The organism is Klebsiella sp. KTE92 (genome assembly GCF_000398905.1).
Lineage (GTDB): Bacteria > Pseudomonadota > Gammaproteobacteria > Enterobacterales > Enterobacteriaceae > Klebsiella > Klebsiella variicola.
Genome location: NZ_KB976100.1, coordinates 4,131,331 through 4,157,147, shown reverse-complemented (window position 1 = coordinate 4,157,147; position 25,817 = coordinate 4,131,331). Strand labels below are relative to the sequence as shown.

The following is a 25,817-nucleotide window of genomic DNA, read 5'->3' as shown; positions in this document are numbered from 1 at the left end:
TCCCGATGCATCCGTAGCTCAGCTGGATAGAGTACTCGGCTACGAACCGAGCGGTCGGAGGTTCGAATCCTCCCGGATGCACCATATTTTCCTTAGTAATAGCGACGACGTTGTTGTATGGTCTGCGAAATCAGCGCCAGCACCAGGGAGGATAACGTTGCGTAAGCAACGGCCCGAAGGGCGAGGCTTAGCCGAGTCATCCTCCCGGATGCACCATCTTCACTCTTTACTCTCTCCTCACCATCCCTATAACCTCGTTTTCCATCACCGGTTTCATACTGACTTTTTTTATTGGCAAGCCGCGCTTTCCACTATAATTTATCCTTGTATATCAGCGTTATCAGGCTGAGTTAAATGCAAGGAGAGAAATCCATGAAATGGTTCAAAGCAATACCTGCTTTTTGCGCGACGCTGCTGGTGGCGACGGCCCTTACTGGCTGTGCCGGTTCGTCCACCAAAGAAAGCACCGGCGGTTACATTGACGATACCGTGGTGACCACTAAGGTGAAAACGGCGCTCTTTAACGATAAAGATATTAAGTCTTCAGAAATCAGCGTCCAGACCTTTAAAGGCCGCGTGCAGTTGAGCGGGTTTGTCTCCTCTGCGGAAAGCGCTAAACGTGCGGTGGAAGTCACCCGTCGGGTGCAGGGCGTGCGTATGGTCGAGAACGATCTGCGTATTAAATAAGACCCACTACCCGGTTTATGCCTGAAGGCGCCTGAGGGCGCCTTTGTCGTTTAAGCCGCTGGCCGCGACAACGACCGGCTTTTGCGATAGAGTAACTATTCATTAACCGGTTGGTGAGAAGACAATGTACGAAGGTTACGCAGGACTGATCTTTGATATGGATGGCACCATTCTCGATACCGAGCCGACCCATCGGCAGGCATGGAACGAGGTGTTGGGCCGCTACGGTATGCGTTTCGACGAACAGGCGATGGTCGCGCTCAATGGCTCACCAACCTGGCGGATTGCCCAGGCGATTATTGAACTCAACCAGGCGGATCTCGATCCACATCGCCTGGCGCAGGAAAAAACCCAGGCGGTTAAGGCGATGCTGCTGGACAGCGTACGCCCGTTGCCGCTAATTGAGGTGGTCAAGGCGTGGCATGGTCGTCGCCCGATGTCGGTGGGTACCGGCAGCGAAAGCGCCGTCGCCGAGGCGCTACTGGCGCACCTGGGCCTGCGTCATTACTTCTCTGCGGTGGTGGCGGCCGATCATGTAGTCAACCATAAACCCGCGCCCGATACCTTCCTGCTGTGCGCCGAGCGCATGGGCGTCGCGCCGGAAAAATGCGTGGTCTTCGAAGATGCCGACTTTGGTCTGCAGGCGGCGAAGCGTGCAGGCATGGACGCTGTTGACGTGCGTTTGCTATGAGCGACGCGCTGTCACTCACCTCGCTGTTTGCCAGTAGCTTTTTAAGCGCCACGCTGCTTCCCGGTAATTCGGAGGTTGTGCTGGTGGCTATGCTACTTGCAGGGGTCAGTCATCCATGGTGGTTAGTATTAATAGCAACAATCGGCAATAGCCTTGGAGGGGTAACTAACGTTATTCTGGGGCGCTTGTTTCCCCTGCGCAGAACCTCGCGCTGGCAGGAGCGGGCGGCTGGCTGGCTTAAGCGCTACGGCGCGGTCACGCTCTTACTGAGCTGGGCGCCGGTTGTCGGCGATTTACTGTGTTTGCTGGCGGGATGGATGCGCATTTCCTGGGGACCGGTACTCTTTTTCTTATGCCTTGGTAAGGCGCTGCGCTATATCGTTATTGCAGCAGCGACGCTTCAGGGCATGACGTGGTGGCACTAATTGGACTGATAGTTCATCCATTACAATTATGCTTATTCAAACGATTTCGACAGGCGGGAGGTCAAATTGATCCCGGACGTATCACAGGCGCTGGCCTGGCTGGAAAAACATCCGCAGGCTCTGCAGGGTATTCAACGTGGTCTGGAGCGGGAAACGCTGCGCGTGAACGCAGACGGCACCCTTGCAACGACCGGTCACCCTCTGGCGTTAGGCTCAGCGCTGACGCATAAATGGATTACCACCGATTTTGCCGAAGCTTTACTCGAGTTCATTACGCCGGTGGATGGCGATATTGAGCATATGCTGACCTTTATGCGCGATGTCCATCGCTATACCGCGCGTCAGCTGGGCGACGAGCGAATGTGGCCGCTGAGTATGCCATGCTATATCGCTCCCGGTCAGGATATTGAGCTGGCGCAGTACGGCACCTCAAACGTGGGGCGTCTGAAAACGCTGTATCGCGAGGGGCTGAAGAACCGCTATGGCGCGCTGATGCAGACTATCTCCGGCGTGCACTATAATTTCTCGCTGCCGATGGCGTTCTGGCAGGCGAAGTGTGGCGTGGAAGACGTCGAAAGCGGTAAAGAAGCTATCTCGGCGGGCTATTTCCGCTCGATTCGTAACTACTATCGTTTTGGCTGGGTGATCCCTTATCTGTTCGGCGCCTCGCCGGCGATTTGCTCCTCGTTCCTGCAAGGGAAACCAACGACGCTGCCTTTTGAGGAAGCGGGTAACGGTATGTACTACCTGCCGTACGCCACCTCGCTGCGCCTCAGCGACCTCGGTTATACCAATAAGTCGCAAAGCAATCTCGGAATTACGTTTAACGATCTGCATGAGTATGTGGCAGGATTGAAGCGGGCGATTAAAACGCCGTCGGAAGAGTACGCTAAAATCGGGCTGCAGAAAGACGGCAAGTATCTGCAGATCAACAGCAATATCCTGCAGATTGAAAACGAACTCTATGCGCCGATCCGTCCGAAACGCGTGACCCGTCGGGGCGAAACCCCGTCCGATGCGCTGCTGCGCGGCGGCATTGAGTACATTGAAGTGCGTTCGCTGGATATCAACCCGTTCTCGCCGATCGGCGTTGACGCCCAGCAGGTGCGTTTCCTCGATCTGTTTATGGTCTGGTGCGCGCTGGCCGACGCGCCGGAGATGAGCAGCGATGAGCTGCTGTGCACTCGCACCAACTGGAATCGGGTGATTCTGGAAGGGCGTAAGCCGGGCTTAACGCTGGGGATTGGCTGCGAAAGCGCGCAGTTCCCGCTGGCTCAGGTGGGCAAAGATCTGTTCCGCGATTTACGCCGCGTGGCGCAGATCCTTGACAGTATCCACGGTGGCCAGGCATATCAGCAGGTCTGCGACGAGCTGCTGGCCTGCTTTGACGATCCGGAATTAACCTTCTCAGCCCGCATTCTGCGTTCTATGATTGAAGAAGGGATTGGCGGCACTGGCCGTGCATTGGCGGATCGCTATCGGACGCAGCTGCGGGAAGAGCCGCTGGAGATCCTGAGCGAAGCCGATTTCATCGCCGAGCGCGAGGCATCGGTGGCGCGGCAGAAGAAAGTGGAAGCGGAAGACAGTGAGCCGTTCGAAGCGCTGCTGGCACGACACGCATAGCCGCTGACGATACAAAAGAAAAAGGCCACATCAATGTGGCCAAACTTTCATCTCTGATTCAGGGATGATGATGATAATAAATGCGCGTCTTTCATATACTGAGACTCGCGGCTGAACAAAGAGTTCATTTTATTTTAAAAAAAATCACTCCCGGAGGTGACGAATGCCGTTGTTAGATAGTTTCACAGTCGACCATACCCGAATGGAAGCCCCAGCGGTGCGTGTCGCGAAGAAAATGAACACGCCGCATGGCGATGAAATCACCGTTTTCGATCTGCGCTTCTGCGTGCCGAACCAGGAAGTGATGCCGGAACGCGGTATCCACACCCTGGAGCACCTGTTCGCGGGCTTTATGCGCGATCACCTGAACGGGAATGGCGTGGAAATTATCGACATTTCGCCGATGGGCTGCCGCACCGGGTTCTACATGAGCCTGATTGGTACGCCAGATGAGCAGCGCGTCGCTGACGCCTGGAAAGCGGCGATGGCCGATGTGCTGAAGGTGAAAGATCAGAACCAGATCCCGGAGCTCAACGTCTACCAGTGCGGAACCTATACCATGCACTCGCTGGAAGAGGCCCAGGACATCGCTCGTCATATCATTGAGCGCGATGTGCGCATCAACAGCAACGACGAACTGGCGCTGCCGAAAGAAAAACTGCAGGAACTGCACATCTAGTGCTTCCGCCACGGCCCGACGCCTGTCGCCGGGCCGCTCTCCTGACGCCGCCATGACGACCACCACGACTTTCTCCTTTCAGCACCGCCCGCTGGTGCCTTTTGCCCATGATTATGCCCACGGTGACCAGGAAGACTGGCATCAGCATGACTGCGCCCAGTTGCTGCATATTTTAAGCGGCGTGGTGCGGGTCGCGACACCGGCAGGTTACTGGGTGGTGCCGCCCGGGCGCGGCGTCTGGCTGCCGGCGGGAACGCCGCACGCGCTGCGTATGACCGGCAACGTGGCGGCGCGCACCCTGTTTATCGATCCGCTGGCGCGCGCCGATCTTCCGGCGGGCTGCCAGATCGTACAGATCACGCCGCTGCTGCGGGAACTGATCGTCTCATCCCTGGGACTGGCCGAGTGCTATGCCCCCGCCAGCCGTGACGAACGGATTTATGAGCTGATCCTCGATGAGATCCGCGGGATGGCGATCCTGCCGTTTGGCCTGCCGGAACCGCAAAGCGACACGCTGCGTCGGCTGTGCCAGCAGGTACGCGAGGCGCCGGGCGAAGCCTGGAGCAGCGGCCAGGCGGCAAAGGTGTGCAACATGAGTGAGCGAACCCTTAACCGCCATTTTCAGCAGCAGACTAGCCTGACGTGGAGCGAGTGGGTGCGCCGGGCCAAGCTAATGGAAGCGCTGATTCGCCTGGCGCAGGGTCACTCCGTGCTGCGGGTGGCGCTGGAGCTGGGCTACGGCAGCCACAGCGCCTTCAGCGCCATGTTTCGTCGGGTGATGGGCGTCGCCCCCAGCGACTATTTTCGCCCTTCGACCTGATCGGCGACGCTGATCGCATTACACAATGCCTGCAGCGAAGCGCGCGCCACGTCATTATCAATACCCACCCCCCAGTAGCTTTCACCTTGCGGAAAAACGCAGCGAATATAGGCAACGGAGCGGCTGTCGCTGCGCGCGCCAAGGGTATGCTCATGGTAGTCCTTGATCATAAACGGTTGTCTGAGCAGCGCGCTGAGGCCGCTGGCGGCGGCCGACAGCAGGCCGTTGCCCTGGCCCTGCAGGCGTCGGGTTTCGCCGTGGTGTCGCAGCGTCGCCTGCAGCGAAAGCTGGCCATCCTGTTGGCTGGCGCTCTGATAATCAAGCAGCGTCAGCGCAGGCTGCGCCAGCAGGCCGTAGCGCGTGCGGAACAACTGCCACAGCGCGTGGTGGGTCATCTCTTTGCCGTCGCTATCGGTCGCCTGCTGTACATGCTGACTGAAGTCCTGCTGCAGCCCGCGGGGCAGCTTGAGACCATGGTTTTGTTCGATAAGCCAGGCGCTGCCGCTTTTTCCCGACTGGCTGTTGACGCGGATCACCGCCTCATAGCTACAGCCAATATCCTGTGGGTCAATGGGCAGGTAGGGCATCTGCCACGGATCGCCTGGCTGACGGGCATCAAACCCTTTTTTGATGGCATCCTGATGGGAGCCGGAGAAGGCGGTATAAGCCAGACTTCCCGCCCACGGGTGGCGTGGGTGAACGGGGATCTGGTTGCAGTTTTCCACCACCTCCACCACCCGGTTCATCTGCTCGAAGCGAAGCTCAGGGTCGATGCCCTGGCTGTAGAGATTCATGGCCAGCGTCACCAGGCAGACGTTGCCGGTGCGTTCGCCATTGCCAAACAGGCAGCCTTCCACCCGATCGGCGCCGGCCATCACCGCCAGCTCGGCGCTGGCGACACCGGTCCCGCGGTCGTTGTGCGGGTGCACGCTGATGCAGACCTCGCCGCGGCGGGAGAAGTGGCGGCAAAAATACTCGATCTGATCGGCATAGACGTTGGGGGTGTTCACTTCCACCGTCGCCGGCAGATTGACGATCATCGGCCGTTCGGCGCAGGGCTGCCAGACGTCCGCCACCGCCTCGCAAATCTCAAGGGCAAACTCGGGTTCGGTAAAGCAGAAGGTCTCTGGTGAGTATTCGTATTGCCAGCGGGTCTCCGGCTGTTGTTCGCATTGCTGGCGGATAAGTCGGGTGGCGCGGGTCGCCAGGGCGATCACTTCGGCTTTATCCATCCCGAAGACCAGCTCGCGAAACAGCGGCGCGGTGGCATTGTAGAGGTGGACGGTGGCCTGGCGGGCGCCGCGCAGTGCCTCAAAGGTGCGCAGGATCAGCGGATCCCGCGCCTGGGTCAGCACCTGGATGGTGACATCTTCCGGGATGCGCTGCTCGTCGATCAGCTGGCGGACGAAGTTGAAATCGGTTTGCGAAGCGGAAGGGAAGGCGACCTCAATCTCTTTAAAACCGCACTCCAGCAGCAGATCCCAGAACTGCAGTTTGCGGGCGCTGTCCATGGGCTCCGCCAGCGCCTGGTTGCCGTCGCGCAGGTCGGTCGACAGCCAGCGCGGGGCGTGGCTGATTTGCCGGTCGGGCCAGCGGCGGTCGGGCAGGGCAATCGGCGGATAGGGACGGTACTTTTCAGCAGGATGGCTCAGCATAGTGTTCTCCTTAATGGTCAGCCTTTATCCTGCCCGAGCACCGGGTGGCGAGCTTTCGCAAACGAGACAGAAACTAGCGAGAATTGGACAATCTGACGCCATAAAAAAGGGACCCGCAGGTCCCTTAGTCTGATGCTTAGTGTGCGCCCCCGCCGCCGCCGCCGGCACTGAATGGCGGCCTGGCGAACCACACCAGGCTGAGCAGAAGAATAAAGATCCCCGCCGAAACCCAGAAGATTTCGTTGGCGGAGATAATCAACCCCTGGTTGGTTATCTGCTGCGCTATCCAGCCGGAAGCCTGCTGCTGGGTCATTCCCATGCCCTGCAGCTGATCGTACATCTGCTGGGCGTTGGGGTTGAACGGCGTCACCGACTCGGTGAGCTGCGCATGGTGCAGCGCCTCACGGTTGGTCCACATGGTGGTGGTGATCGAGGTCCCGATGGAGCCGGCCAGAGTTCGGGTAAAGTTTGACAAGCTCGACGCCGCCGCCAGCCGCTCCGGCGGCAGGCCGGAGAGGGTGATGGTGGTCAATGGCATGAAGAAACAAGCCACCGCGAAGCCCTGGATAAACTGCGGCCACGCCGATGCACCAAAGTCCATACCCGGTTCAAAGGTCCACGCACGCCAGTAGAAGCAGACGGCATACATAATAAAGCTGAAGGTGACCAGCCGACGCATATCGAGCTTATGGGCAAAGCGGCCAATAATCGGCGACAGAATGACCGGGATCACCCCCACCGGCGCCGACGCCAAACCGGCCCAGGTAGCGGTGTAGCCGTAGACCTCCTGCAACAGCTGCGGCAGCAGTACGATAGCGCCGAAGTAGAGCATATAGGCCAGGCTGATACACAAACAGCCGATGGTGAAGTTGCGCGACTTAAACAGCGACAGGTCGACTATCGGGTTATCGTCAGTCAGCTCCCAGACAATCAGGAAGCTTATCGCCACCACCGCCACGATGGTCAGGATGATAATCTCGTTGGAAGCGAACCAGTCGAGCTCTTTACCGCGGTCGAGCATCACCTGCAGGCTACCGATACCGATAATCAGCAACGCCAGCCCGACGCCGTCGATACGTCGCTGTTCGGTACGGGTTTCGCGCCCGCGCAGGGTTTGCAGCGTCATGATCACCACTGCGATACCAATCGGCACGTTGATGAAGAAGATCCAGCCCCAGTGGTAGTTATCGCTGATATAGCCGCCGAGAATCGGGCCACAGATCGGCGCGACGATCACGGTCATTGACCACAGGGCCAGCGCAATCGACCGCTTCGCCGGTGGGTAGTTGCTGAGCAACAGGCTCTGCGACAGCGGGATCAGCGGACCGGCGACGATCCCCTGAATGACGCGGAAGAAAATCAGCATCGTCAGGCTGTTCGACACCCCACAGGCCCAGGAGGCGATAGCGAATGCCACCGTCGACCAGACGAAGAGCTTCACCTCGCCGACGCGCTTCGCCAGCCAGCCGGTAATGGGGATGGAGATGGCGTTGGCCACCCCGAACGAGGTGATGACCCACGTCCCCTGGCTCAGCGACGAGCCAAGGTTACCGGCAATGGTTGGGATCGCCACGTTGGCGATCGTGGAGTCCAGCACCTGCATGAACGTCGCCAGCGACAACGCAATGGTCATAATGACCAGTTGCGCGCCTTCGAGCGGTTTTTGCTGTTGCATTACGCTCACCCCGAATTATCCGGCGTTGGCCTGAATGATCTCGTCGATCAGTTTATTAACCGGCTCAAGCGCGATTTCGCGGGCATTGCTCTCGTAAACCGGGGAGCTTCGCACCTGGCTGGCCAGCATTTCGCCATCGCGATCGGTGGTGTTGACCTCCACCAGCGTGGAGAGGCCGATGCGCAGCGGGTGTTCCGCCAGCTGTTTTTCATCCAGCTCAATACGGACCGGCAGGCGCTGTACCACTTTGATCCAGTTACCGGTGGCGTTCTGCGCCGGCAGCAGGGAGAAGGCGCTGCCGGTGCCCATATCGAGGCCGACCACTTTGCCGGTGTATTTCACGTCATCGCCATAGATGTCGCTGATCACGGTGGCCGGCTGGCCGATGCGCATGTGCGCCAGCTGGGTCTCTTTAAAGTTGGCGTCGATCCACAGGTTGGTCGCCGGGACCACCGCCATCAGCGGCGTGGTGGTGCCGATCTGCGCCCCAGGCTGTACGGAGCGACGGGAAACGTAGCCGCTAATCGGGCTGACGATTTGCGTACGCTGCAGGGCCAGCCAGGCGTTACGTACTTCGGTGGCCGCCTGCAGCACCGCCGGCTGCTGTTCCAGTTTGGTGCCCAGCACGATCGCCTGGTTGGCGTTGTATTGCTGGATTGCCACGTCGAGTTCGGCCTGCGCGCTGGCGACGGTGTCGCGGGCGTGCTGCAACTCTTCGCGGCCGATCAGGTTCGCGGCGCCCAGCGGGATGCGGCGATTCAGGTCAGCCTGCGCCTGGGCGAGGGCGGTCTTTTTGACGTCGATGTTCGCCTGCAGCTGCTTGCTGTTGATCATCTGCTGACGGGTTTGACGCACGCTGGCGGCCAGCTGCGTTTTGGCTTTCTCAAACGCCTGCTGGGCATCGGTCTGATCGAGCGTCACCAGCGGATCGCCTTTCTGCACGTAGTCCGTGTTGTCAGCCCAGACTTTGGTCACGCTGCCTGAGACCTGGGCCATAATTTGTACCTGGTTCCCTGCCACGTAGGCATCGTCGGTCTCTTCGTAGTGACGCAGTACCAGAAACCAGTAAATCCCATATGCCACGGCAATAATAATAAAGAGCAATGTCAGCAACAGGAGTGCGCCTTTGCGCTTTCCTTTTTTGCTGCCTGGTTGCTGCGGGGTTTGGCTCTCCGCATTTGCGCTCATGTTATTCTCCACGATCTTATTATTTCACATCGGCTGAGCCGACCTGTTTATCAGAAAGGCCAGCAGAGATCTGCTGGCCTGGCTGTTTTCCTTGCAACGTAAAAATGGGCTGAGCGACGCCGCCCTTAGCGTAGAGAGTCCGCCAGCACGCCTTCTTCTTCCATCTGGTCAAGGCGGCTCAGGAGTTTGCGGGTGATATGTTCGAGCTGATCTTTTTCGCTGGTGCTGAGTGAAGACCACAGCTGATGCAGGCAGTTATGCTGCGGTGGCAGGACTTCACGCAAAAACTGATGGCCCTTTTCGGTCAGTTGCAGATGCAGACAGCGGCGATCGTTATCGCTCTCGCGACGTTCAATCCAGCCGCGTTTTTCCAGTTCATCAGCGATACGGGTGGCGTTGGTACGCGACGAGCCCAGCGCGCAACTCAGCTCGGACGGCTGGATGCTGTGGTTTTCCTGTGACTCCAGCGTAATCAGCGCCATAAATAATGTCTCGTTAATTCCCTGCGCTTTGAGCATTTTATTGCGATTTTCCAGCAGCTTACCTTGCATATGCATGCAAAGACGAGTTAACAGGATCTCCTGGAACGGGAAATCTTCATGGCGGCTGGCGCGGAATTTGAGCATTTGCTCAATGGGAGTAAACGAACTATCCATTTGGGTATGACCTCATTAATTACAGCCGATATAATAACTATTGTGACAAATAAATCAAATGAATTATTGACTAAAATTGATACGTAAAGCTTAGAGTCCGCTGGTAATTTTCCATGCCAGACCGTAGGCCAACGCCGACAGCAGCGTCGGGACAATAATGCTGCGGGTTTTCCAGAAGGCGGCCCCCAGCACCAGGAAGCCGATCAGCGTCGGCGCCAGGCGATGGGCATCGGCGAGGATCTCCGGCACGCTGGAGACCACCAGCAGCGCGCAAATCGAGGCGATGCCGATGGTATCCAGCAGCACGCTGACCGGGCCACGGCGGGCAGGCCGGGCATGGCCGGCGCGCAAGCGCAGGGGAAGATAGCGAAACAGATAATTCACGCTGCCGACTATCACCCCGAGCAGAAGGACTTCACTGTTCATCCGGCATCCCCTTAAGCATGGCCTGGACCAGCGCCGTCAGACACCCGCAGACAATCCCGGCGAGGATGGCCGCCGGAATGGAAAATAACAAAATGCCACCCAGCGCGCCCGCCAGGGCTGCCGTGACGCAGAGTGACTGCTGGCGCTGGAATGAGGCCAGCAGGAAGCTCATAAACAGCGCCGGCAGCATAAAGCCGAGCGCGGCCTCCACCGCGGGATAATCCACCAGCAGGCCGTTGCCGGACCAGGCGCCGGCCAGCGTGCCGCATACCCACGATGCCCAGGAAGTAAAAGCGAGACCGAGCATCCAGTTTTCGCTCCAGCGGCGGTTATCGCGAACCAGCCTGGCGGTGGCCGCGGCGAAAACCTCATCGGTCAGGCCAAAGGCCCAGAGGGCGGTTTTCTTTTTATCCAGCGCTGAGCGAATGCGGCTGCGCAATGAGGGACCATACAGCACGTGGCGGACATCCATCGCCATCACCGTCAGGGCGGCGACCCACAGCGAACTGCCGGCGGCCAGCATGGCGGTGATCACAAACTGGCTGGCGCCAGCGTAAATAATGCAGGAGAAAAACAGGCTTTCCTGCGGGGTGAATCCCAGCCGGGTGGCGTTCAGTCCGAAGGCGAAAGCCACCGGCAGGTAGCTGATAACGATGGGGAGACTGTCTTTGATGCCTTCGCCGACGGTGGCGACACGTTCAGGTAAGGCACAGGTTAAGGGCGCGGGGTTTTCCATATGAATAACTTATCGCTGGATCCATGTGAAGGTGACAAATTGACCGATGGGTCCACCTTAACAGAGCGCGACGCGCCTTAACACTATGGAAATTCCTGGAATCCGCTTTTCCATACTCTGTGCTGCGAGCAACGAGGGAAAGGGAGCCCGGATAAGACGGAGCGCCTTATCCGGGAGGCAGGGTTACTGCTGCGCGGCGAGCGCCGCTTTCACCCAGCTGTCGAACAGCGGCTGGTGGGCTTTGATCCAGCCATCGACATGACCGTTAATGTCGGCTTCGGAAGCATGGCCTTCGTGCATCATCGCATTCTCGGCGTTGATGTCGGCGATCGGCAGCTTCATGACGCTAAACAGGGTGGCGGCGGCCGGATTTTTCTCGGCCCAGGCTTTGTTGGCGACGATGTGCATCGTGTTCACCGGGAAGCCATAGTTGGCGCCGTTGGCCAGTTTGGTGTCGATGTTTTTCTGCTCGCCCGGCAGGGAGGAGAATGGCACCTGCAGCCAGACGACGTCTTTGCCAGGTTTCAGCACGTCGCTGACCCAGTACGGCGTCCAGGTGTAGTAGAGCACCGGTTTACCCTCTTTATAGCGGGCGATGGTGTCAGCCATCATCGCCGCGTAGTTGCCCTGGTTATGGGTGACGGTTTTGCTCAGGCCATAGGCGTCAATCTGGTGGTTAATCACCGCTTCGCAGCCCCAGCCTGGCGTACAGCCGGTGAGATCCGCTTTACCGTCGTTATTGGTATCAAACAGTTTGGCGATCTGCGGATCTTTAAGCTGATCGATGGAGGTGATGTGGTACTGCTCGGCGGTTTTTTTATCGATCAGATAGCCCTGGGCGGCACCTGAGACATACACCCCTTTACGATAGAATTTGTTATCACCGCCCGCCGCGGCGTACATGTCATCGTGCAGCGGCTGCCAGTTGGTGGCGATAAAGGTGGTATCCCCGGCGGCAATCGAGGTATAGGCAACGTTATAGTCCACTTCGCTCGGTTTCTCGACGGTGTAGCCAAGCTTCTCCAGCGCGCGACTGACCAGCAGGGTCTGGAAGGTCTCTTCCGAAATAGTGCTCTGGGCAGGCTTCACGGTAATCCCTTTGCCCGGCAGGTCGGCGGCGAAGGTGCTGGTGGCGATCAGGGTGGCAAAGGCGGCGGTGGCCATCATCGTACGATGTCGCATGGTGGTTCCTCTTATTGTTTAACGGGAAGAGCGACCCCCCGGCCTCGGCTGGTGCCGGGGAGAGGCGCTGTTATCGACTTATCGACAGAAAGGGCGAGTGATAAGCCCCAGTGGGCCGGTGGTGTACCAGCGGCGGTTGCCGCGACTGCGGGCGTCGCGACCGACGGCCTGGGTGAGGCGGTCAAGAATAATCGCGAGGATCACGATCCCCACTCCGCCGACGGTGGCGAGACCCATATCCAGGCGGCCAATGCCGCGCAGCACCATCTGGCCAAGACCGCCGACGGCAATCATCGAGGCGATCACCACCATCGACAGGGCCAGCATCAGCGTCTGGTTTACCCCGGCCATAATGGTGGGCATCGCCAGCGGCAGCTGAACCTTAAACAACAGCTGGCGCGGGCTGGCGCCAAACGAGCGCGACGCTTCGATCAGATCCGCTGGCACCTGGTTTATCCCGAGGATGGTCAGACGGACGATCGGCGGCAAGGCGAAGATAATCGTCACCACCACGCCCGGCACGTTGCCGATGCCGAACAGCATCACGATCGGCACCAGGTAGACGAAGGCCGGCGTGGTCTGCATGGCATCCAGCAGCGGGCGGATAATTTTCGCCGCCCGCGGGCTGCGCGCCAGCCAAATACCCAGCGGCAGGCCGATAACCATGCAGAACAGCAGGGCGGTGAGGACCAGCGCCAGGGTGACCATCGCCTGCGACCAGGCGCCGATGGCGCCGATGGCAATCAGCGAAACCAGGGTGGCGACCCCCATGCCGAGGCTGGAGATCTGCCAGGCGATCAGCGCGAAGACGATAATCGCCACCGGCGCTGGCATCCCCAACAGCAGCTGCTGGAAGGCGCTGAGGATGTAGTCGATCGGCACGCGGATCCCCTGGAATAGCGGACGGAAGTGCAGCACGATCCAGTCGATAGCGTGGGTGACCCAGCTGTCGAGCGGGATCAGCGTTTTATGGAACGGGTCCATGATGTTGAACGATTCCGGCTGCGGCGCGGGCGCGCTGTGCAGCCAGTCGGCGCCGCCGCCGTTGGCCGGCGCGGCAGTAGAGGCGCCACCCCAGGCGTCGGCGGCCTGCGCAGCGCTGTCGGTTGCCGGGGCGCTGTCCCACGGATTAGTTTGATCAGCCATGATTCACCCCCTCGCGATCTAAAGCCTGGAGCAGCATTCGTTTGGAAATGATGCCAATGTATTGTTGTTCTTCATCCACCACCGGGACGGCGCACGGGGCGTGGCCGACGTGGGAGAGCAGATCGCTGAGCGGCGTTTGCGCCTCCACCGCCAGCGGGGCGTCAATCAGCGCCGCCTCGATCCCCTGGCCGACGCTGAGCGCGGTTTTCAGAGAATCGATCGAGACAATCCCGACAAAGCGATTTCCGCGTTCGATGACATAGCCATATTCCCGGTCTTCATCCTGTAATAATTTCAGCGCGGAACGGGGGCCAAAACCTGGGGTTTTACGAATCAATCCGACCGGGCTGCGGCGGGCAATATCTTTGGCGCTAAAGACCTGGCTAATATCCACGCCGCGGAAGAAGGTGCGCACATAATCATTGGCCGGATTATTCAGTATTTCATCCGGGGTTCCGACCTGGACCACTTCGCCATTTTGCATAATGGCAATGCGATCGCCAATTCGCATGGCTTCATCAAGGTCATGGGAAATAAAGACAATAGTGCGTTGATGCTTAGCCTGTAATTTGATGAGTTCATCCTGCATTTCGGTGCGAATGAGCGGGTCGAGCGCGGAGAAGGCTTCATCCATTAACAGAATATCGGGATTAATCGCCAGGGCGCGGGCTAAACCGACGCGCTGACGCATCCCGCCGGAGAGTTCATCCGGCCAGGCATGGGCATAATTCTCCAGCCCCACCTGACGCAGCGCCTCCCGCGCTTTTTGCTCTCGTTCGGCGGTCGGGACGCCGGCAAGCGCCATACCAAACGCCGTGTTGTCGAGCACGCTCATGTGTGGCATCAGCGCAAAGGACTGAAAAACCATCGCAATTTTCTTGCGACGCACCTCGCGCAGCTCGGCGTCCGACATTTTGGCGATATCGACTCCGTCAATCAGCACCTGGCCGCGGGTGGGTTCAATCAGGCGATTGAGAAGGCGAACCATGGTGGATTTCCCCGAGCCGGAGAGCCCCATGATGACGAATATCTCGCCTTCTTCAATGGCCAGACTGGCGTCTTTGACGCCAAGCGACAGCCCCGTTTTTTCCAGTATTTGCGCTTTGTTGAGTCCTTTCTCAATATATTTGAAAGCCCGGTTTGGGTGCTCGCCAAATATCTTATAAAGATTTTTGATTTCTAATTTAATTGCCATGCAATAGAGAAGTTCCTGTTATTTGTTTATTGCGATACGATACCCGATGGTGATTATGATCTTTTTACACCCTAACATACTCAGATTCTGTGACAACCCTCAATGGCAAACTCTCGGCAAAATGGCGTGAGGGATAGGGTGGCGCAGCCCCCGTGATATAAGGGCTGAGCGTCAATTTGTTGTGGGTAATATTTTTTGATTATCTCTGGATAATTCGACTGAAATGGACCAGTTTTCTGTTAAATATGACGGAGTGATGACGGTTATGCGATGGAGAGAATATTTGGCAGATCAACCCACTTTTCTGCGAAATAGATCACCAGGAACCAGCCCGCCATATTCCTGGTGAAAGTATGGTTAAAAGTCCCAATCGTCGTCGGCGGTTTCTTCCGTTTTGCCTATCACGTACGAGGAGCCGGAGCCGGAGAAAAAGTCGTGGTTTTCATCGGCGTTAGGCGACAGCGCGGCGAGGATCGCCGGGTTAACCGCTGCCATCTCCGCCGGAAACAGCGCTTCATAACCGAGGTTCATCAGCGCTTTGTTGGCGTTGTAGCACAGGAAAGCGCTGACGTCGTCAAACCAGCCGCTCTCGCCGTACAGTTCCCGACTGTAGGCCAGCTCGTTGTCGTAAAGATCCATCAGCAGATCGAGGGCGAAATTTTTCAGTTCTTCGCGCTTTCCGGGGCTGACGATCTCCAGTCCTTTCTGATACTTGTAGCCAATGTAATAGCCATGTACCGCTTCATCGCGAATGATCAGACGGATCAGATCCGCGGTATTGGTCAGTTTTCCCCGGCTGGAGAAGTGCATTGGCAGCCAGAAGCCGGAGTAGAAGAGAAAGGATTCGAGGAACACGCTGGCGATTTTTTTCTTCAGCGGCTCGTCGGCCTGATAGTAGCCCAGCATCAGTTGCGCCTTGCGCTGCAGGGGTTCGCAGCTTTCACTCCAGGCGAAGGCGGCATCCACCTCTTTGCTGTGGCACAGCGTGGAAAAAATGGAGCTGTAAGAGCGGGCATGAACCGCTTCCATAAAGCTGATGTTCGACAGCACCGCCTCCTCATGCGGGGTCAGCGCGTCCGCCATCAGCGCCGGCGCGCCGACCGTGTTCTGAATGGTGTCGAGCAGCGTCAGCCCGGTGAAGACGCGAATGGTCAACTGCTGCTCCGCCGCGCTGAGGGTTTGCCAGGCGGGAATGTCGTTCGATAGCGGCACTTTCTCCGGTAGCCAGAAGTTGCTGGTGAGACGATTCCAGACCTCAAGATCTTTGTCGTCATCAATGCGGTTCCAGTTGATAGCGCTGATGCGCGTTAAATGGGTCATCCTGTTCTCCTTACAGTGCGCAGGACACGCAGCCTTCAATTTCAGTGCCTTCCAGCGCCAGCTGGCGCAGACGGATGTAGTAGAGGGTCTTAATGCCTTTCTTCCAGGCGTAGATTTGCGCCTTGTTGATATCGCGGGTGGTGGCGGTATCCGGGAAGAACAGCGTCAACGACAGCCCCTGATCGACGTGGCGCGTCGCCTCGGCGTAGGTGTCAATGATCTTCTGGGGCCCTATCTCGTACGCATCCTGATAAAGGGCCAGATTGTCGTTATTCATAAACGGCGCGGGGTAGTACACCCGCCCGGTCTTCCCCTCTTTGCGGATCTCAATCTTCGAGACGATCGGATGAATGCTGGAGGTGGCATGGTTGATGTACGAGATCGACCCGGTGGGCGGCACCGCCTGCAGATAACGGTTATAGATGCCATAGCGCATGACATCGTCGCGCAGCTGGCGCCAGCTTTCCCGGTCGGGCAGGGGGATACCGGCGCGGGCGAACAGTGCGCGCACCCGTTCGGTTTTCGGCTGCCACTCCTCCTGCAGATATTTGTCGAAGTACGCCCCGCTGGCGTAGCGTGACTGTTCGAAGCCAGCGAAGCGCTGGCCGCGCTCGCGGGCCAGCAGCATCGAGGTGTGCAGGGCATGCCAGGTCACGGTGTAAAAATAGATATTGGTGAAGTCCAGCCCCTCCGGACTGCCGTAGGCAATCCCTTCTCGCGCCAGGTAGCCGTGCAGATTCATCTGCCCCAGGCCGATGGCGTGGGAGGCCGCATTGCCGGCCGCCACCGAGGGAACCGACTGTATGTCGCTCATATCGGATACCGCGGTCAGGGCGCGCACCGCGGTGGCGATAGTGCGGGCAAAATCCGGCGAGTCCATGGTATGGGCGATGTTCAGCGAGCCGAGGTTGCAGGAGATATCCTCGCCGATATGGGCGTAACTGAGGTTCTCATCATAGGTGGATGGCGTACTGACCTGCAGAATTTCCGAACACAGATTGCTCATGGTGATCCGTCCGGCCACCGGATTGGCGCGATTGACGGTATCTTCAAACATGATGTACGGATAGCCGGACTCAAACTGGATCTCCGCCAGGCGCTGGAAAAGGTCGCGGGCGCGGATCCAGCGCTTGCGGACCCGTTCGTCGGCCACCAGCTGCGGATAGAGATCGCCGATGGCGCAGTCGGCGAAGGGTTTACCGTACAGCCGCTCGACGTCATACGGCGAGAACAGGGCCATCTGCGCGTCTTCTTTTGCCAGCTGGAAGGTGATATCGGGGATCACCACTCCCAGCGACAAGGTTTTGATGCGGATTTTCTCATCGGCATTCTCACGCCGGGTATCGAGGAAGCGCAAAATATCGGGATGGTGCGCATGCAGCCAGACCGCTCCCGCCCCCTGGCGGGCGCCAAGCTGGTTGGCATAGGAGAAGGCGTCCTCCAGCATCTTCATCACCGGCACCACCCCGGAGGACTGGTTTTCGATACGCTTGATCGGCGCCCCGGCCTCGCGCAGGTTGGAGAGTAAAAAGGCCACGCCGCCGCCGCGCTTCGACAGCTGCAGCGCCGAGTTAACCGCCCGGCCGATGGATTCCATATTATCTTCAATGCGCAACAGGAAGCAGGAGATCAGCTCCCCGCGCTGCTGCTTGCCGGCGTTGAGGAAGGTGGGGGTCGCGGGCTGGAAGCGGCCGCTGAGCATCTCTTCCATTAGCTGCCGCGCCTGCTGCTCATCCCTCTGGGCCAGCGTCAGCGCCACCATTACGCAGCGATCGGCAAAATCCTCGAGGTAGTGCTCGCCGTCAAAGGTCTTCAGCGCGTAGCTGGTATAGAACTTCCAGGCGCCGAGGAAGGTCTGAAAGCGAAACGCGGCGCGCCGGGCATGGGCGAACAATGCCAGCACAAACGCGCGGTCATAGCCGGCCAGCACCTGCGGATCGTAATAGCCCTCGCGGACGAGCCAGGTGAGTTTATCCTCCTGGCTGGCAAAGGTGAGGGTGTTGGGCCGGACCTGGGCGGTCATAAAGGCCTCCACCGCCTGGCGATCTTTCTCAAACGGGATGCGACCCTCGCTGTCGTACAAATTCAGCATCGCGTTGAGGGCGTGAAAATCCGCCGCGGCGGTTATACGTTCTGCGGTTGTCGTTGCCAAAATTCGCTGACTCCTCTACGCACGTTGTCGATATCGTCGGGGGTTCCCATCAGCTCGAAGCGGTAGAGATAGGGCACGGCGCATTTTTGCGCGATGACCTCCCCGGCACGCCCCCAGGCGTCGCCAAAGTTGCGATTGCCAGCGGCAATCACCCCGCGGATCAGCTGGCGGTTATGCACGTCGTTTAAAAAGTGGATCGCCTGACGCGGTACCGCGCCGGCCGTACCGCCGCCGCCATAGCTGGGAACGATGAGAATATAGGGTTCGTCTACCTGGAGATGTTCGCGCTCGTTCAGCGGAATGCGCACCGCCGGCAGCCCCAGGCGCTGCACAAAGCGATGGGTATTCTCCGAACGGCTGGAGAAGTAGACGATGAGGCTCATGCGCTGGCCGCCGTGACGGAGGGGCGCAGGCGATTGATCATATCCGGGCGGAAGCCGCTCCAGCGTAGCTCACCGGCGATCACCACCGGCAGCTGGCGAAATCCCTGCTCGCGCAGGGTGTCAGCTGCATCCGGCTGCTGGTCGACGTTCACCATTTCAAAGGCCAGTCCTCGGCTCTCCATAGCTCGCCGTGTGGCATGGCACTGCACGCAGTCATTTCGAGTGTAAATAATAATGCGCATGATTCGTATTTCCATTTAAGATAACAGCACGGCGCTAAACGCAGCGTCGAACGTTGTGGGTCATTCGATAAGGAAATACTAGATGTAGTTGTTTGAAAGTTCAACCACTCAATATATAGCGTTTTTAGCAAGGAGATCCCCCGCCGGGACAATTCGGCGGAGGAGGGGGAAGGCTGTGCGGAACTACAGACGCATGGCGACGGCGAGACGGTTAAAGGCGTTCATCAGGCTGATGGCTAAGGTCAGATCGCTTATCTGACGCGGGGTAAAATGTTCGCGCAGCGGCAGGTAAACGTCATCTTCCGCATGGCTGGCGGCAATGTCGGTGACCGACTCGGCCCACGCCAGCGCTGCGCGTTCGCCAGGTGTGAAGTGGGCGCTTACCCGCCAGCCCGCCAGGGCATCCAGTTTGCTTTGCGCCATACCGCCCTTGCGCAGCGCCTGGCTGTGCTTCTCAAGGCAGAAGGCGCAGCCGTTGATCTGCGAGACGCGTAAATAAACCAGCTCTACCAGGGCGCTGCCCAGCTCGCTTTTCTCCAGCGCGATGCTGGCCTGTACCAGCCCTTTATAGACTTCCGGGCTCAGTTCACTGAATGGCTGACGTAATTGGCTCATGGTGTTCTCCTCTCTAAGACGGCAGCCAAAATAGCACTATAATGGACTGCAAAAGATAGCCATATTGTGATGAAAAAAGCAGACCATAATGGAAGCGATCCACCTCCCTCTTTATCAGCGTATTGCCCGCCAGCTGAAATCGGCAATTGAACGGGGCGAACTGACCCCGGGCAGCCGTCTGCCCGCCAGCCGGGTGTTTGCCCAGGAGCAGGGCGTCTCGCGGGCGACTATCGAAAACGCCTGGGGTGAACTGGTCGCCCAGGGGTGGCTTGAGCGGCGTGGGCAGGCGGGGACCTTTGTCAGCGAGCGGCTCAGTCCGCGCCAGCTGGCGCCGGTAACGCCAGCGCAATCAGCCGCCTCGACGGACCCGTTGCCCTTTCAGATGGGGCTGCCGGCGCTGGATCTCTTTCCGCGCGGGCTGTGGGCGCGAGTGATGGGTCGTCGGCTGCGGACGCAGTCGCGGTTCGACCTTGTCCCCGGCGATCCCGGCGGCGACCCGCTTCTGCGCCAGGCGATCGTGGAGTATCTGCGCCTGTCGCGCAGTATTGACTGCCAGCCGGAGCAGGTGCTGATTACCGGCAACTATGCTACCTCCATGGATCTTATCCTGCGTACGCTGGCGCAGCCGGGGCAGCATATGTGGATGGAGGATCCGGGGTATCCCTTTATCCGCCCGGTCGTTGAGGCCAGGCAGCTGGTGGTGGATGCGATCCCGGTGGACGACGAAGGAATGGATGTTGGCTGGGGCTTGCGGCATCACCCTCAAGCGCGGTTTGCCCTGCTCACCCCGGCACACCAGAGCCCGCTGGGGGTCGCGCTGTCGCTGCCCCGGCGTCGCCAGCTGCTGGCGTGGGCGACAGCGCGCGACGCGTGGATTATTGAGGACGATTACGATAGTGAGTTTCGCTATCACGGCAAACCGCTGCCGCCAGTGAAAAGCCTCGATGCGCCGCAGCGGGTTATCTACGCCGGCACTTTCAGTAAGTCGATGTTTCCGGCGCTGCGCACCGCCTGGCTTGTGGTGCCGACCCCGCTGGCGGCGCGTTTTCATCAGACGGCGGAGCGCCAGCCCTGCACCGTTCCTACTCTGTGGCAGCAGACGCTGGCGGATTTTATCCAGCAGGGACATTTCTGGCGTCATCTGAAAAAAATGCGCGCCAGCTATAGCCAGCGCCGACAGTGGCTGGAGTCGGCCCTGCAGGCGCAGGGCTTTCAGGTCACGCCGCAGCAGGGGGGCATTCAGCTGGTCATGCCGGTCAGCGGCAACGATCGCCTGCTGGCCCGGCAGGCGGTTGAGGCCGGGCTGGCGGTGCAGGCGCTGAGCGACTGGCGTCTTCGCCATGCAGGCGAGGGGGGATTACTGATGAGTTTTACCAATATTCGCTCAGCGGCGATGGCCGATGCGCTGGCCCGGCGGCTCAGAGAGGCGATCGCGAACGATGGCGCATAAAAAACCCCTGCGGCCAGAGGCGCGCAGGGGCTGACGCGTATTTGTTATCTTCATTAGATTCCGTGAAGCTCGCGGGCTTCCGCTCGCCAGGCGCGCGCGGAAGCTGACGCTGTCTCTATTATCGACGTAAATTGAGCAATACGCCAATAAATACCCCGACGGCGGCTGCGGCGCCGACGCTGTGCCAGGGTTTATTGCGCACATAGGTATCGGCGCAGCCCAGCGCATCACAGGCTGCCTGACGGGCATCCAGCGCCGCCTGCTGCACCCGGTTGTGACCATTGAGGCGGGCACGGGTCTCTTTCAGCAGCGACTGAGCTTTAACGCGCGCCGCTTCGGCTTCCTCTTTCGCGTCACTGCCCCACGATTTCAGCACCTCTTCCAGCGTATCCGCTAATTGACTGACATCGTTATGGATATCCTCAGCATTCTCGTCAAAATTGTTGCGGTTCACATGGTTAGCCATCGTTATCTCCCTTAATTCCATCGAGTGAGTAAGTGTAGGACAAGATTTTGAATTATGCTTACTGCTGTGGTTTCTGGAATATTCCGAAAGCACTGCGCTTAACGAATAAGGTAAGGTCAATGTGCGGTAAAAGATAACGAGGAATCAGTATGTATTTAAGACCCGATGAGGTGGCGCGTGTTCTTGAAAAAGCCGGCTTCACCATGGATGTTGTGACGCAAAAAGCGTACGGCTATCGCCGAGGCGATAATTATGTTTATGTGAACCGCGAAGCGCGCATGGGGCGGACAGCGTTAATTATTCATCCAGCGCTAAAAGAGCGTAGCAATATGTTGGCCGAACCGGCCTCAGATATCAAAACCTGCGACCATTATGAACAATTTCCGCTGTATTTAGCCGGAGATGCGCAGCAGCATTATGGTATTCCGCACGGATTTAGCTCACGGATGGCGCTTGAGCGTTTTCTGAATGGACTATTTGGCGAAGCCCAGCCGGCGATGTCGACAAATTAATACGACGGTTAAGACCGGGGCGGAGCAGGCTGGCGAGAGAGCGACTGGCAGGGCCAGTCGCTGGAATAGCGTCGGTCAGGCTTTCGCCTGCTGGTAGGGGGCCACGCGGAACAGGCGGCGGCAATAGTCGAGGAAGTAGCCGTAAGCAGCGCCCATCATCATCGATACCGCCAGGTTTGAGCTCACTGCAGCGACAATCTGGTGCCAGTCTGCACCTACGCTCCACAATATTGCGACATACACTGGCGACTGGAAAGTGACGTAGGCCAGCACGTCGGCCATATTTTTCATCCAGCCTGCCGGGCTAATGCGCCGGGCCTGACGCATCGCAAAGTCGCGATAAAAACCATAGGGCACGGCAATAATAATGTTGACCGGGATCGCCACCAGGCGCGACGATAACGACTGCTCAAACGTCATACCAGAGAGAAAAATTTCGATCATCATGTTGACGACGGTGCAGTAAACCACCATCGCAAAGGTGTCTGCAACCGCATGCCGCAAGCGGGAGTGCGCAGAGAACATCGGAGTGCTCCTCGAAAATGAAGTCAATAACGCCGAAAAATGCGCGTTGGTATAGCGTTTTTGGGCTGCCTGTTTTGATGTGCGTAGAGTATATCTCTGCATTAAAAGTGGCAACTAGCTATAAATTTTTATTTATTGTCTTTTTGTCGATAAAATACTCTGCGACAGTTGGTTTTCTGCCCGTTACGCTACTTTTATTGCTGGTTTTGTTAAATGTGTTTAATTTCAGTTGGTTACTTGACGTTTTTGCATGATATCTGACCAGGGAGGCGGCGTCTGACCGCCCGCTGTGGCGCAAAATCGCGTGAGCCTGTGATGAAGGTCTCGTTAAGATGTTTTTATGCCATTATGCCGGTTTTTGTGGTGAAAAATTCTAAAATGACGTGTGGCGTTTTATTCTGATTGGCTGGGTAACTATTCATTAGACCGTGTGGAGAGGGCCTGCGCATCCGCCGACGATAAGAGGATAAACCGCTGACCATAAAGGTAATATCGCCTGCTGAATATATTTTCATATCTTACCATCCGCCGCTTTTATTTATTCATGGTCTTGTTGGCCTGCGCTGGCGAAAAAGAACCGGGGATTTGCCGATATAGGGCAGGAGGAAAAGGTTTACTCTTTGCATAATATATTTATCTGGACAACCGAAGGCTGGAAATAAATAAGTGTTTCCATTACACTTGCTGCGTTGTATCTTTTAATTGGTTATCTGGGATTTCTTAATTTTATGTCTTTAATGTTACACAAACTGAATAATATCCGTTCACTGCGTACCCTGTCCCGTGAATTCTCCATTGACGTGCTTGAAGAGATGCTGGAAAAGCTCAGGATCGTCACTGAAGAAAAACGTACGCAACAGCAGCTGGCGGCGCAGCAGCAGGCGGAATATCAGGAAAAAGTGAATACCTGGCTTGAGCTGATGCGCGCCGACGGTATTTCTCCTGACGACCTCGTGGCCGATATTCAGCCGTCGATGGCGGTAGGGAAAAAGCGGCAACCGCGCCCGGCGAAATATCGTTATACCGATCATACTGGCGCAGAAAAAACCTGGACCGGTCAGGGAAGAATGCCGAAGCCGATTGCTCAGGCGGTTGCTCAGGGCAAATCGCTGGACAGTTTCCTCATTTAAAGCCGATCCGGCCGGTATCAGGACAGTGGGGGAGACCCGCCGTTCCGTCCGGCCTTATCACTCTCCGGGAGAGGGGCTTTAGCAGACGCCAAAGTCGCCCTCTTCCTGGTATGGCGTCACCTCTTCTGAGTTCAGCGTATAGCGCTCGCCCTGCTCTTGCGCGACCTGAACCACCACCAGCTGTTCTCCCTGTACTTCAACCACTTTCAGTTTTGGTCCACCCGCACGCGGTTGTACCAGATCGCCGACAGAAAACATCATTCACTCCTCACGGTTAACATCCTGGATGAACCTCAACCATAGCTCAACGACTGGCCAGTGAACACTGGCTGTGCTGTTTTTTGTTAAAACAATTTGGGGTATATGTATTAATGTTGTTAATGTTTTGCTGGCGCCATACCGCTGCTGAGAAGGGGGGACGGCGAGGGTAGGGTTACCATCAATCAGGTCAGGAAAGACACCATGAAGTATATCGTTCTATTGATCATTGTTATTGCTGTTCTGTATGTCCATTATCGCGGGCGGGTGCGCTATCGTTTCTGGCGACAGCTCTCCGATCATTCAACATTTACTGCTCCGCTGAATGGATTTATGTATTTATTTTCCTGCGTGCCGAATACGCCATATCTGCGCCCGGAGATGTTTTCCGAGCTGGCGATATTGCAGCAGAACTGGCAGGTAATTCGCGATGAAGGTCTCCACCTTCAGCAGCTGGAGCAGATTAAAGCGGCCGATAAATATAACGATGCCGGATTTAACTCATTTTTTAAAACCGGCTGGAAACGTTTTTATCTGAAATGGTATGAGGAGGCCCATCCCTCCGCCAGCCAGCTCTGCCCACACACCACCGCGCTACTGCGCGATATCCCGTCGGTGAAAGCGGCCATGTTCGCCACCCTGCCAGACGGCAGCCGTCTGCCGCGCCACCGCGATCCCTACGCCGGTTCGCTGCGCTTTCATCTCGGCCTGGCGACGCCGAACGATGACCGCTGCTTTATCGAGGTGGATGGCCAGCGCTACAGCTGGCGCGATGGGGAAGGGGTGCTGTTTGATGAGACCTATATTCACTATGCGGAAAATACCAGCGGTGAGAATCGGCTGATTCTGTTCTGTGATATTGAACGGCCCATGCGCTACCGCTGGGCGCAGCAGGTGAACCACTGGCTGGGACGTCATCTGATGAGCGCCGCCTCGGCGCCCAATGATACCGGCGATCGCATTGGCGGGATTAACCGGGCATTTCGCTATATCTACCAGATCCGCATTGTCGGCAAGCGGCTGAAAAAATGGAATAAGACGGTCTATTACATCGTTAAATGGCTGCTGTTCGGCGGCATTGCCTGGCTTATCTGGAGTGCGTTTTAACCCTCATGACGCCGGTTCCAGGGCATGATCGCCAGCAGACGCGCCATGCCGCAAAAGCCGGTCACCCCGGCGAAGGTGAGCCCGGCGCCGACCGCGCCGCTGAGCAGGAAGAAGCCGCTGCTCACGGTATAGCCCAGCAGTACACCGAGTAAAATCAGGACGCCAGCGGCAATTTGTACCTGGCGCATCAGCGGCAGCGGCTGGGATTTATCCTCCTCAACCGGGAACCCCGCGGCCCTCCAGCCCTGAATCCCCCCGGCCAGCAGGCTTGCCTGCGCCGGTGCGGCGGCGGCGGCCAGGCGAATCGCGTTATTCTGCGTCCGGGAACCCGCTTGGCAGTGAAAGATGACTGTCTCTCCGGCCCGGGCATTGAGGGTCGCACCGTTGGTCAGGCTGGCCAGCGGCACCAGTTCGGCATCGGGAATATGTGCGCGCGCGTATTCATCCGCATCACGGATATCAATCAGTCTGGCGCCCTGGGCAATCAGCGCCCGGGCTTCGGCCGGGGTTAAGGTAGCGATGGTCATAGGATCCTCACGGGCAATAGAGCGTTTTCAGCGTGTTGATCACCTGCTGTACCGCAGGGTGGGTGATGAAATAGTGGATACGCTGGGCATCGCGCTCGCTGTCGATCAGCCCCTCGTCACGCATCCGCGCAAGGTGCTGCGAGGTGGCGGAAGGGCTCAGGCCGGTAGCGCGCGATAGTTCACCGGCGCTGGCCCGCGGCGCATCGCACAGTATGCACAGGATCAGCAATCGGTGAGGATTGCTCATGGCTTTCATCAGCGCGGCGGCTTCTCCGGCGCGGGCCTGCAGGTCTTCAGGTGTGGTCATATATTTTAGCTTTTTCTAAATTTAGATAACTCTAAAATA

28 protein-coding genes, 1 tRNA gene and 1 pseudogene are annotated in these 25,817 nt (G+C 57.9%); 11 read left to right on the top strand and 19 right to left on the bottom strand.

Features of this window, described 5'->3' with window-relative positions; translation table 11 throughout:
- Positions 1–7 precede the first annotated feature (7 nt).
- The 7 genes from A1WC_RS06080 to A1WC_RS06110 all read left to right on the top strand — a co-directional run bounded on the left by A1WC_RS06080 (position 8) and on the right by A1WC_RS06110 (position 4,925).
- Positions 8–84: transfer RNA gene (locus A1WC_RS06080), tRNA-Arg, on the top strand.
- Between the two features lie 288 nt (positions 85–372).
- Complete coding sequence (locus tag A1WC_RS06085) at positions 373–687, top strand: BON domain-containing protein (protein ID WP_008806150.1); 315 nt, start codon at positions 373–375, stop codon at positions 685–687.
- 124 nt (positions 688–811) lie between these two features.
- Positions 812–1,378, top strand: a complete 567-nt coding sequence (gene yqaB / locus A1WC_RS06090; protein ID WP_004174701.1) for a fructose-1-phosphate/6-phosphogluconate phosphatase — start codon at positions 812–814, stop codon at positions 1,376–1,378.
- A complete protein-coding gene (locus tag A1WC_RS06095) occupies positions 1,375–1,803 on the top strand; it encodes a YqaA family protein (RefSeq protein ID WP_016161682.1) in 429 nt (142 codons plus the stop codon). The genes yqaB and A1WC_RS06095 overlap by 4 nt, the downstream gene beginning before the upstream one ends.
- Positions 1,804–1,869: 66 nt before the next feature.
- Positions 1,870–3,426 (top strand): glutamate--cysteine ligase, encoded by a 1,557-nt coding sequence (gene gshA, locus A1WC_RS06100; RefSeq protein ID WP_016161681.1) that lies wholly within the window; start codon positions 1,870–1,872, stop codon positions 3,424–3,426.
- Between the two features lie 163 nt (positions 3,427–3,589).
- On the top strand, positions 3,590–4,105 hold the full coding sequence (gene luxS, locus A1WC_RS06105) for an S-ribosylhomocysteine lyase (protein WP_002914351.1): 516 nt from the start codon (positions 3,590–3,592) through the stop codon (positions 4,103–4,105).
- A 52-nt stretch (positions 4,106–4,157) separates the two neighbouring features.
- On the top strand, positions 4,158–4,925 hold the full coding sequence (locus tag A1WC_RS06110) for an AraC family transcriptional regulator (RefSeq protein WP_016161680.1): 768 nt from the start codon (positions 4,158–4,160) through the stop codon (positions 4,923–4,925).
- On the opposite strand, the gene leuA is transcribed toward A1WC_RS06110, so the two are convergent.
- The 14 genes from leuA to A1WC_RS06180 all read right to left on the bottom strand — a co-directional run bounded on the left by leuA (position 4,904) and on the right by A1WC_RS06180 (position 19,496).
- The gene (gene leuA, locus A1WC_RS06115) at positions 4,904–6,580 is read right to left on the bottom strand and encodes a 2-isopropylmalate synthase (RefSeq protein ID WP_016161679.1); all 1,677 of its coding nucleotides are present in this window, start codon (positions 6,578–6,580) and stop codon (positions 4,904–4,906) included. The genes A1WC_RS06110 and leuA overlap by 22 nt on opposite strands.
- 136 nt (positions 6,581–6,716) lie before the next feature.
- A complete protein-coding gene (gene emrB, locus A1WC_RS06120; RefSeq protein ID WP_008806145.1) occupies positions 6,717–8,255 on the bottom strand; it encodes a multidrug efflux MFS transporter permease subunit EmrB in 1,539 nt (512 codons plus the stop codon).
- A gap of 15 nt (positions 8,256–8,270) precedes the next feature.
- Complete coding sequence (gene emrA / locus A1WC_RS06125; RefSeq protein WP_008806144.1) at positions 8,271–9,443, bottom strand: multidrug efflux MFS transporter periplasmic adaptor subunit EmrA; 1,173 nt, start codon at positions 9,441–9,443, stop codon at positions 8,271–8,273.
- A gap of 125 nt (positions 9,444–9,568) precedes the next feature.
- Entirely contained in the window at positions 9,569–10,099 is a 531-nt protein-coding gene (mprA, locus tag A1WC_RS06130; RefSeq protein ID WP_002914337.1) for a transcriptional repressor MprA, read from the bottom strand.
- A gap of 90 nt (positions 10,100–10,189) precedes the next feature.
- Positions 10,190–10,525: an L-valine transporter subunit YgaH gene (gene ygaH / locus A1WC_RS06135; protein WP_008806143.1), complete on the bottom strand. Its 336-nt coding sequence runs from the start codon at positions 10,523–10,525 to the stop codon at positions 10,190–10,192.
- Complete coding sequence (locus A1WC_RS06140) at positions 10,515–11,261, bottom strand: AzlC family ABC transporter permease (protein WP_016161678.1); 747 nt, start codon at positions 11,259–11,261, stop codon at positions 10,515–10,517. The genes ygaH and A1WC_RS06140 overlap by 11 nt, the downstream gene beginning before the upstream one ends.
- A gap of 183 nt (positions 11,262–11,444) precedes the next feature.
- A complete protein-coding gene (proX, locus tag A1WC_RS06145) occupies positions 11,445–12,443 on the bottom strand; it encodes a glycine betaine/L-proline ABC transporter substrate-binding protein ProX (protein WP_008806141.1) in 999 nt (332 codons plus the stop codon).
- 78 nt (positions 12,444–12,521) lie between these two features.
- Complete coding sequence (proW, locus tag A1WC_RS06150; protein ID WP_008806140.1) at positions 12,522–13,589, bottom strand: glycine betaine/L-proline ABC transporter permease ProW; 1,068 nt, start codon at positions 13,587–13,589, stop codon at positions 12,522–12,524.
- On the bottom strand, positions 13,582–14,784 hold the full coding sequence (gene proV / locus A1WC_RS06155; RefSeq protein ID WP_008806139.1) for a glycine betaine/L-proline ABC transporter ATP-binding protein ProV: 1,203 nt from the start codon (positions 14,782–14,784) through the stop codon (positions 13,582–13,584). The genes proW and proV overlap by 8 nt, the downstream gene beginning before the upstream one ends.
- 357 nt (positions 14,785–15,141) lie before the next feature.
- Positions 15,142–16,104 (bottom strand): class 1b ribonucleoside-diphosphate reductase subunit beta, encoded by a 963-nt coding sequence (gene nrdF / locus A1WC_RS06160; RefSeq protein ID WP_008806138.1) that lies wholly within the window; start codon positions 16,102–16,104, stop codon positions 15,142–15,144.
- Positions 16,105–16,114: 10 nt separating this feature from the next.
- Entirely contained in the window at positions 16,115–18,256 is a 2,142-nt protein-coding gene (gene nrdE, locus A1WC_RS06165; RefSeq protein ID WP_016161677.1) for a class 1b ribonucleoside-diphosphate reductase subunit alpha, read from the bottom strand.
- Positions 18,229–18,639: a class Ib ribonucleoside-diphosphate reductase assembly flavoprotein NrdI gene (gene nrdI, locus A1WC_RS06170; RefSeq protein ID WP_016161676.1), complete on the bottom strand. Its 411-nt coding sequence runs from the start codon at positions 18,637–18,639 to the stop codon at positions 18,229–18,231. Before nrdI ends, nrdE begins: the two co-directional genes overlap by 28 nt.
- A complete protein-coding gene (gene nrdH / locus A1WC_RS06175; RefSeq protein ID WP_012540796.1) occupies positions 18,636–18,881 on the bottom strand; it encodes a glutaredoxin-like protein NrdH in 246 nt (81 codons plus the stop codon). Before nrdH ends, nrdI begins: the two co-directional genes overlap by 4 nt.
- 183 nt (positions 18,882–19,064) lie before the next feature.
- Entirely contained in the window at positions 19,065–19,496 is a 432-nt protein-coding gene (locus tag A1WC_RS06180) for a carboxymuconolactone decarboxylase family protein (protein WP_012540797.1), read from the bottom strand.
- 88 nt (positions 19,497–19,584) lie between these two features.
- Between A1WC_RS06180 and A1WC_RS06185 the strand changes: the two genes are divergently transcribed.
- The gene (locus A1WC_RS06185) at positions 19,585–20,946 is read left to right on the top strand and encodes a PLP-dependent aminotransferase family protein (RefSeq protein ID WP_016161675.1); all 1,362 of its coding nucleotides are present in this window, start codon (positions 19,585–19,587) and stop codon (positions 20,944–20,946) included.
- A gap of 118 nt (positions 20,947–21,064) precedes the next feature.
- On the opposite strand, the gene A1WC_RS06190 is transcribed toward A1WC_RS06185, so the two are convergent.
- On the bottom strand, positions 21,065–21,412 hold the full coding sequence (locus A1WC_RS06190; protein ID WP_002914293.1) for a DUF883 domain-containing protein: 348 nt from the start codon (positions 21,410–21,412) through the stop codon (positions 21,065–21,067).
- 149 nt (positions 21,413–21,561) lie between these two features.
- On the opposite strand from A1WC_RS06190, the gene A1WC_RS06195 reads away from it, so the two are divergent.
- The gene (locus A1WC_RS06195) at positions 21,562–21,924 is read left to right on the top strand and encodes a DUF2002 family protein (protein WP_008806132.1); all 363 of its coding nucleotides are present in this window, start codon (positions 21,562–21,564) and stop codon (positions 21,922–21,924) included.
- Positions 21,925–21,999: 75 nt separating this feature from the next.
- Here A1WC_RS06195 and alaE read toward each other — a convergent pair whose 3' ends face one another.
- Positions 22,000–22,449 carry an L-alanine exporter AlaE gene (gene alaE / locus A1WC_RS06200; protein WP_008806131.1) on the bottom strand — a complete coding sequence of 150 codons (450 nt, stop codon included), beginning with the start codon at positions 22,447–22,449 and terminating at the stop codon, positions 22,000–22,002.
- Between the two features lie 728 nt (positions 22,450–23,177).
- Here alaE and stpA point away from each other — a divergent pair.
- Entirely contained in the window at positions 23,178–23,579 is a 402-nt protein-coding gene (gene stpA, locus A1WC_RS06205) for a DNA-binding protein StpA (RefSeq protein WP_008806130.1), read from the top strand.
- 78 nt (positions 23,580–23,657) lie between these two features.
- On the opposite strand, the gene A1WC_RS06210 is transcribed toward stpA, so the two are convergent.
- Complete coding sequence (locus tag A1WC_RS06210; RefSeq protein WP_016161674.1) at positions 23,658–23,837, bottom strand: hypothetical protein; 180 nt, start codon at positions 23,835–23,837, stop codon at positions 23,658–23,660.
- Between the two features lie 204 nt (positions 23,838–24,041).
- Here A1WC_RS06210 and lpxO point away from each other — a divergent pair, with 204 nt between their 5' ends.
- Positions 24,042–24,944, top strand: coding sequence for a lipid A hydroxylase LpxO (gene lpxO, locus A1WC_RS06215; RefSeq protein ID WP_016161673.1), 903 nt, complete (start codon positions 24,042–24,044; stop codon positions 24,942–24,944).
- On the opposite strand, the pseudogene A1WC_RS06220 reads toward lpxO, so the two are convergent.
- Both A1WC_RS06220 and A1WC_RS06225 read right to left on the bottom strand, forming a co-directional pair.
- Positions 24,925–25,471 (bottom strand): annotated as a pseudogene (locus A1WC_RS06220) (rhodanese family protein). The gene lpxO and the pseudogene A1WC_RS06220 overlap by 20 nt on opposite strands.
- 7 nt (positions 25,472–25,478) lie before the next feature.
- A complete protein-coding gene (locus A1WC_RS06225; RefSeq protein WP_012540804.1) occupies positions 25,479–25,778 on the bottom strand; it encodes an ArsR/SmtB family transcription factor in 300 nt (99 codons plus the stop codon).
- Between the last annotated feature and the right edge of the window lie 39 nt (positions 25,779–25,817).

Bases quoted from the DNA above. Each gene is read 5' to 3' on its own strand.
- A1WC_RS06085 (WP_008806150.1), top strand. From the start codon at position 373: ATGAAATGGTTCAAAGCAATACCTGCTTTTTGCGCGACGCTGCTGGTG.
- yqaB (WP_004174701.1), top strand. From the start codon at position 812: ATGTACGAAGGTTACGCAGGACTGATCTTTGATATGGATGGCACCATT.
- A1WC_RS06095 (WP_016161682.1), top strand. From the start codon at position 1,375: ATGAGCGACGCGCTGTCACTCACCTCGCTGTTTGCCAGTAGCTTTTTA.
- luxS (WP_002914351.1), top strand. From the start codon at position 3,590: ATGCCGTTGTTAGATAGTTTCACAGTCGACCATACCCGAATGGAAGCC.
- A1WC_RS06110 (WP_016161680.1), top strand. From the start codon at position 4,158: ATGACGACCACCACGACTTTCTCCTTTCAGCACCGCCCGCTGGTGCCT.
- leuA (WP_016161679.1), bottom strand. From the start codon at position 6,580: ATGCTGAGCCATCCTGCTGAAAAGTACCGTCCCTATCCGCCGATTGCC.
- emrB (WP_008806145.1), bottom strand. From the start codon at position 8,255: ATGCAACAGCAAAAACCGCTCGAAGGCGCGCAACTGGTCATTATGACC.
- emrA (WP_008806144.1), bottom strand. From the start codon at position 9,443: ATGAGCGCAAATGCGGAGAGCCAAACCCCGCAGCAACCAGGCAGCAAA.
- mprA (WP_002914337.1), bottom strand. From the start codon at position 10,099: ATGGATAGTTCGTTTACTCCCATTGAGCAAATGCTCAAATTCCGCGCC.
- ygaH (WP_008806143.1), bottom strand. From the start codon at position 10,525: ATGAACAGTGAAGTCCTTCTGCTCGGGGTGATAGTCGGCAGCGTGAAT.
- A1WC_RS06140 (WP_016161678.1), bottom strand. From the start codon at position 11,261: ATGGAAAACCCCGCGCCCTTAACCTGTGCCTTACCTGAACGTGTCGCC.
- proX (WP_008806141.1), bottom strand. From the start codon at position 12,443: ATGCGACATCGTACGATGATGGCCACCGCCGCCTTTGCCACCCTGATC.
- proW (WP_008806140.1), bottom strand. From the start codon at position 13,589: ATGGCTGATCAAACTAATCCGTGGGACAGCGCCCCGGCAACCGACAGC.
- proV (WP_008806139.1), bottom strand. From the start codon at position 14,784: ATGGCAATTAAATTAGAAATCAAAAATCTTTATAAGATATTTGGCGAG.
- nrdF (WP_008806138.1), bottom strand. From the start codon at position 16,104: ATGACCCATTTAACGCGCATCAGCGCTATCAACTGGAACCGCATTGAT.
- nrdI (WP_016161676.1), bottom strand. From the start codon at position 18,639: ATGAGCCTCATCGTCTACTTCTCCAGCCGTTCGGAGAATACCCATCGC.
- nrdH (WP_012540796.1), bottom strand. From the start codon at position 18,881: ATGCGCATTATTATTTACACTCGAAATGACTGCGTGCAGTGCCATGCC.
- A1WC_RS06180 (WP_012540797.1), bottom strand. From the start codon at position 19,496: ATGAGCCAATTACGTCAGCCATTCAGTGAACTGAGCCCGGAAGTCTAT.
- A1WC_RS06185 (WP_016161675.1), top strand. From the start codon at position 19,585: ATGGAAGCGATCCACCTCCCTCTTTATCAGCGTATTGCCCGCCAGCTG.
- A1WC_RS06190 (WP_002914293.1), bottom strand. From the start codon at position 21,412: ATGGCTAACCATGTGAACCGCAACAATTTTGACGAGAATGCTGAGGAT.
- A1WC_RS06195 (WP_008806132.1), top strand. From the start codon at position 21,562: ATGTATTTAAGACCCGATGAGGTGGCGCGTGTTCTTGAAAAAGCCGGC.
- alaE (WP_008806131.1), bottom strand. From the start codon at position 22,449: ATGTTCTCTGCGCACTCCCGCTTGCGGCATGCGGTTGCAGACACCTTT.
- stpA (WP_008806130.1), top strand. From the start codon at position 23,178: ATGTCTTTAATGTTACACAAACTGAATAATATCCGTTCACTGCGTACC.
- A1WC_RS06210 (WP_016161674.1), bottom strand. From the start codon at position 23,837: ATGTTTTCTGTCGGCGATCTGGTACAACCGCGTGCGGGTGGACCAAAA.
- lpxO (WP_016161673.1), top strand. From the start codon at position 24,042: ATGAAGTATATCGTTCTATTGATCATTGTTATTGCTGTTCTGTATGTC.
- A1WC_RS06225 (WP_012540804.1), bottom strand. From the start codon at position 25,778: ATGACCACACCTGAAGACCTGCAGGCCCGCGCCGGAGAAGCCGCCGCG.